General features: G+C 44.0%; 5 protein-coding genes. 1 reads left to right on the top strand and 4 read right to left on the bottom strand.

Annotated elements, in window-relative coordinates; translation table 11 throughout:
- Window positions 1-1,760 (top strand): sodium:solute symporter family protein (locus E1163_RS03100; protein ID WP_155169353.1); only part of this gene is annotated, 1,760 nt, incomplete at its 5' end.
- Between the two features lie 133 nt (window positions 1,761-1,893).
- Here E1163_RS03100 and E1163_RS03095 read toward each other — a convergent pair.
- The 4 genes from E1163_RS03095 to E1163_RS30355 form a co-directional block, all read right to left on the bottom strand.
- Window positions 1,894-2,190, bottom strand: coding sequence for a type II toxin-antitoxin system RelE/ParE family toxin (locus tag E1163_RS03095; RefSeq protein ID WP_155169351.1), 297 nt, complete (start codon window positions 2,188-2,190; stop codon window positions 1,894-1,896).
- Window positions 2,187-2,420 (bottom strand): hypothetical protein, encoded by a 234-nt coding sequence (locus tag E1163_RS03090; RefSeq protein WP_155169349.1) that lies wholly within the window; start codon window positions 2,418-2,420, stop codon window positions 2,187-2,189. The genes E1163_RS03095 and E1163_RS03090 overlap by 4 nt, the downstream gene beginning before the upstream one ends.
- Window positions 2,421-2,691: 271 nt before the next feature.
- Complete coding sequence (katG, locus tag E1163_RS03085) at window positions 2,692-4,983, bottom strand: catalase/peroxidase HPI (RefSeq protein WP_155169347.1); 2,292 nt, start codon at window positions 4,981-4,983, stop codon at window positions 2,692-2,694.
- Window positions 4,984-5,418: 435 nt separating this feature from the next.
- A partial coding sequence (locus tag E1163_RS30355; protein ID WP_185155939.1) for a hypothetical protein occupies window positions 5,419-5,974 on the bottom strand: 556 nt, incomplete at its 5' end.

Raw genomic sequence — 5,974 nt, 5'->3', positions numbered from 1 at the left:
CTCTTGACTACATCATTATTGCTGCATTTTTCCTGCTCTCACTGGCAGTTGGTCTGAAATTCAGAAAGCAGGCCGGCAAAGACATCAGCTCCTTCTTTTTAGGAGGCCGTAACCTGCCGTGGTACATCGCCGGTATTTCCATGGTGGCCACCACTTTTGCCGCCGATACTCCTCTCGCAGTAACAGAGCTGGTGGCGCAGAACGGAATTGCGGGTAACTGGCTCTGGTGGAACATGCTCGCGGGCGGTATGCTGACCACTTTCTTCTTTGCCAAGTACTGGAGACGGGCTGAAGTGTTAACCGACATCGAATTCATCGAAATGCGATACAGCGGCAAGCCTGCCAGCTTCCTCAGAGGATTCAGGGCTTTATATTTTGGTGTATTTATGAACGTGCTGATCATAGGCTGGGTAAATGTTGCCCTGATGTCATTGTTGCAGGTGTTTTTTGATATACCTGAAAATCAGCTTTTATGGTATGTTGCCGGTGCTATGGTGATAGTAGTCATCTACTCAGCTATGTCTGGCTTACTTGGTGTGGCTTTTACAGATGTTATTCAGTTTGTCATTGCCATGACGGGTAGTATCATTCTGGCTTTCCTGGTATTGAACTCTGACAGGATCGGTGGTATGGATAGTTTAAAGGCCAATCTTCCGGCAGGCACGCTTGATTTCTTCCCTCATGTAGGAAGCCAGGGCAACGGCAGTATGCTGGCCCTTGGCCTGGGAAGTTTCCTGGCCTTCATCGGTTTTCAATGGTGGGCAAGCTGGTACCCCGGTGCAGAACCCGGTGGTGGCGGTTATATAGCCCAACGTATGATGAGTACGAAGACGGAAAAAGATGCCGTTTATTCAACATTATTTTTCCAGATAGCACATTACTGCATTCGTCCCTGGCCCTGGATCATCGTAGCGCTTTGTGCTATGCTGCTCTACCCGGAGCTTAGCCCGGCTGACAGCAAGCTGGGCTATGTAATGGCCATGAAAGAGTTTTTACCTACCGGGCTTAAAGGCCTTCTTTTGGTAGCTTTTTTTGCGGCTTATATGAGTACCATCTCAACCCAACTGAACTGGGGCACCAGTTACCTGATCAATGATTTTTATAAAAGGTTTATCAACCCGGAAGCTCAGCAAAAACAATTTGTGCAGGCCTCACGCTTAGGCACGCTTCTATTGATGCTGATAGCCTTGTTCGTCACCTCACTTATCGGCACTATTTCGGGTGTATGGGCATTCATTATAGAATGCGGCGCGGGCTTAGGACTGGTCATGATATTGCGTTGGTACTGGTGGCGCATCAATGCCTGGAGCGAAATTGTAGCTACTGTAGCGCCGTTTATTGCTTACGGTCTGGCCAAATTCGTTTTTGTCAGGTTCGATGAAGCCTGGGGCAAAGGTATTGGCGAAGACCCCAGAAGCTTTTTCTTCACCATTGCTTTTACCACAGTAGCATGGATCATCGCTACCTACACCACCAAGCCTACGGATGAAAGCCATTTGCGAAAATTCTATGATAAAATCCGGCCTGATGGCAACTGGGCTCCCTTCCGCGAATCTGTTAACGGAAGTCGGCTCTTAAAACTTGGTATCTGCTGGCTCAGTGCTATTGTGATGGCCTATAGTGCGTTATTCCTAACAGGAAGTTTCATTTTCAAAGCCTGGAATGAAGGGCTGATGTACACGGCCGTATTTGTGGTTTCTCTTTTAGTACTCAGGTTTGCCGCCGGGAAAGTGCATATTTTTTCTGACCGTAGCGAGTAAGTATGTGACTCGTGCGGGCTTGGTTCTTTAAGCAAATACACCTTGCTATATTTCTCTGATATTTCAATCCGGCAGTATACAAGGGACAAATACTTGACAAAAAAGTCTGTCTTTTTTGTCAAGTATTTGGAGGTTATGCTTTTCTCTTTGCTGGGTCTTTCCGATTGTCAAACAAAGTGATAAGCTCTATTTTGTCTTTCTTTACCTGATAATAAAGACTGACTTGTTTATTTATAACACACCTTCTTACTTGTTTCCTTTTACCTGATGATGGATACATTTCAGGTCTTTTTGAGATAAGTTCAAGTATCGATTGTAAACGGTCATTAAACTTATGTATGGTTTTATTTCCCCATTTATCAGCTAAGTAGTTAAGTAAATTAAGATAATCTTGTTTGGAGCGGGGCGACCATTCGATCGGTTTACTCATAACTTGAATTTTTCCCGAATCTCTTTCATTACTTGATCATGAGGGATGCCTTCTCCCCGGCTCAGTTGATCCAGTCCTTCATCTATAGCTAATTGTTCCTCTTCACCGATTTCATCCCACCAATCAACTTCTCTGGACTTTTTTAAACTAATGAATTCCTTCAGTATTTTAGGGTCATTCAATCCCGCCAACCATTCTAATAAATTAAGTTTCTCAGCTCGTAGGTCCATGAATAATCTATTTTTTACAAAATAACAATTTCAATTTATTTTTTGTCTCATCTCATGGGTATTACTTATTAAATGCATAAAATTTTTATAATCCAACCCTTCTGTTCTTTCCAAAGTTTTCACTTTTGGCTTTAGTCCACTACAAGGAACTGCTCTGAATACACATATTTTTATGTCCATAAAAGCTAAAACCAGATATATAAAGTGTAAAAATACAAAAAGGCCAGTCCCTACGAACCGGCCTTTAACCTGAGGTTTAAATCTATCAATTTTAGTTCTGCGGATAAATCAAATCAAACCTGTCAAGTTTCATTACTTTGTCCCATGCAGCAACGAAGTCGCGAACGAATTTTTCTTCTGCATCTGCACTGGCATATACTTCGGCTAATGCCCTCAACTCTGAATTAGAACCAAAAATCAAATCAACACGGGTTGCAGTGTACTTCACCTCGCCTGTTTTTCGGTCTTTTCCTTCAAACTTCTCCTTTGTATCATCTGCTGCGTTCCATTCAGTGCTCATATCCAAAAGGTTAACAAAGAAATCGTTGGTGAGTGCATCTTTCTTTTCAGTGAATATGCCGTGCTTAGAACCATCATAATTAGCACCCATTGCCCGCATTCCTCCTACCAGCACAGTCATTTCAGGAGCCGTCAGGGTCAACAACTGCGCTTTGTCTATCAGCAACTCCTCCGTAGATATGGTATACCTTGTTTTCAGGTAATTGCGGAAACCATCAGCCATAGGTTCAAGCAGGTTGAATGACTCAATATCTGTTTGCTCCTGAGTGGCATCCATACGGCCGGGAGTAAACGGTACCTTAACTGAGTAACCGGCATTTGAAGCGGCTTTTTCCACTCCGGCAGCACCTGCCAACACAATAAGATCAGCCATGGAAACTTTCTTGCTACCTGACTTCGCATTGAAATCTTTCTGGATTTTTTCCAATACTCCCAATACTTTGGCCAGTTGCTCAGGGTTGTTCACTTCCCAGTCTTTTTGAGGGGCCAGCCTGATCCTTGCGCCATTGGCTCCTCCCCTTCTGTCAGATCCTCGGTAGGTAGAGGCAGAGGCCCAGGCCGTTGTAACCATTTCACTGATCGATAGTCCTGAATTCAGCACCTGCGATTTCAGGCTTGCAATATCCCTAGCGTTGATCAATTCATGGTCAACAGCAGGTATAGGGTCTTGCCAGATCAAATCTTCTGTAGGAGCCTCAGGCCCTAAATAAGTGGTTTTTGGCCCCATATCCCTGTGGGTAAGCTTAAACCATGCACGGGCAAAGGCCTCATTAAATAACTCCGGGTTTTCATAGAATTTCCTTGAAATCTTTTCAAAGCCGGGATCCATCCTTAAAGACAAATCAGTGGTAAACATGGTAGGTTTATGTGTTTTTCCCTTCTCATAAGCATCGGGCACCATCATTTTAGGCTCGCCTTTAGCCACCCACTGATGTCCGCCTGCAGGACTTTTAGTCAGTTCCCACTCATTTTCAAACAAGCTGAAAAAGAACATATGACTCCATTTGGTAGGCGTAGCGGTCCAGGTTACTTCCAGTCCCGAGGTTATGGCATCAGCACCTTTTCCTGACTTATACTTGCTCTTCCATCCGAAACCCTGCTCTTCAATACCGGCAGCTTCAGGCTCAGGCCCTACATTGGAAGCTGGCCCTGCTCCATGAGCTTTGCCCAGCGTATGCCCTCCGGCAATCAAAGCTACTGTTTCTTCATCGTTCATGCCCATTCTGCCAAAGGTCGCGCGAATGTCCTCAGCCGCAAGCAGCGGGTCAGGGTTGCCATTAGGCCCCTCGGGATTTACATAGATCAATCCCATTTGTACTGCTGCCAAAGGATTTTCCAATTCCCTGTCTCCTGAATAGCGCTTGCTATCTTCAAGCCATTTTCCTTCTGCACCCCAGTACACATCTATTTCAGGCTCCCAAACGTCTTCTCTACCTCCTGCAAAACCAAAGGTCTTGAATCCCATATCTTCAAGAGCAACATTACCTGTTAAAACCATAAGGTCCGCCCAGGAAATTTTATTGCCGTACTTTTGCTTAACCGGCCAGATCAGGCGCCTTGCCTTATCCAGGTTGGCATTATCAGGCCAGCTATTCAGGGGAGCAAAACGTTGCTGTCCTGAACGCGAACCTCCACGGCCATCCGCAGAACGGTAAGTGCCGGCACTATGCCATGCCATTCGGATGAACAAGCCTCCATAATGGCCAAAATCTGCCGGCCACCAATCTTTGGAGTCAGTCAATACCTTCCTTATGTCACTTTTTACTGAATCGTAAGGCAGGCTATTAAATGCCTCGATGTAGTTAAAATCTTCCTGCATCGGATCGGACAGAGAAGAGTTTTGGCGAAGGATGCTCAGGTTCAATTGATTTGGCCACCAATCGCTATTGCTGTTGGCGTTCATGTTTGACCTGCTCTTTTTAGTGGCTCCGGATTTGCCGTCAACTTCTGCCACTTTTTCCACCTCCTGTGTGGGCTTCTCCTGGCAGGCTGTCATCACCGCTCCCAGGGCTAACAACACATAAAATGTAAGTGTCTTTTTCATATGCTTCAAGGTTGAAATAAGTTTGTTAAATTTTTTACAAGTTTAACTGCCGGGGACCTTTCTGATAAGCGAAAAAGATCGATTTTATTGATAGCGATATTGAGGTTTTCAATCGGAGTTATTTGGGGCGAGTTAAGGGGCTGATTTACTTGCAGATAGTATTGTGTAGTATTTGGAAAATTTGACGATTGGCAGAAGGGTGAGCGATAAAAGGTAAAGCAGTAATCGGGGATTTAGATGTCATATGTTCCTCTTCGAGAGACATCCGCTGGGAAAGGAGAAAGAATAGGCGTCATTTAAAATAAATGCGTAGGTAAAAGACCCCCAACTTAGAAAGTCAAAGGAGTTGAAGTGCTATTTGGAAGATTAGTTAAGACATAGAAAGTGTTTGCAACTTCCTATGTCATATGATGAGTGGCATGAATCAGCTTAATTCTAAAAACCTCCAGGGCCTCCACATTGAACAATAGTAACACCAACACCAGACCAAGAACCTGCTCCACAACTATTAATGGCTCTTACATCCAGGGAGTAGTTTCCAGGAGGAGCATAAAGGTAATCAACATAATTTGAACTTGTCCCCATATTTACATTGGTACTAGGAACAATTTTCCATTCATAACTTGCGGCCCCAGATACAGGGTTGACGTAAAATTCACTATTGGCCAGATCATAACTACAGATCGTGTAATTAGCCGTGCCATTTGGATATTCGTTATTCTTGATTATTCCAGGTCTTGCAGGAACATCATCTTTTGAAATAACTTTAACCTTGGAACATGAAAGCACCCCCTCAGTTATCTCTAATAACAAACTTCCTGATGTAAAGTTTGAGCTAAAGTTAAGCTTCACTGAACTTGAAGTAGAGCTTCCTGAAATTGATAATCCAGAACCTGATAGTATGGACCATTTTAAGGTAGGAGAATTAAAACCTCCATAAGATGCATAGTAGGTTTCACTACTAAGGCATGTGGCAGATTTTCCACTTATA

This window comes from Fulvivirga kasyanovii (assembly GCF_009711405.1).
In the GTDB taxonomy this organism is placed as follows: domain Bacteria; phylum Bacteroidota; class Bacteroidia; order Cytophagales; family Cyclobacteriaceae; genus Fulvivirga; species Fulvivirga kasyanovii.
Note: the sequence above shows the minus strand (reverse complement) of the source record. Positions and strands in the feature narration are given on the sequence as shown.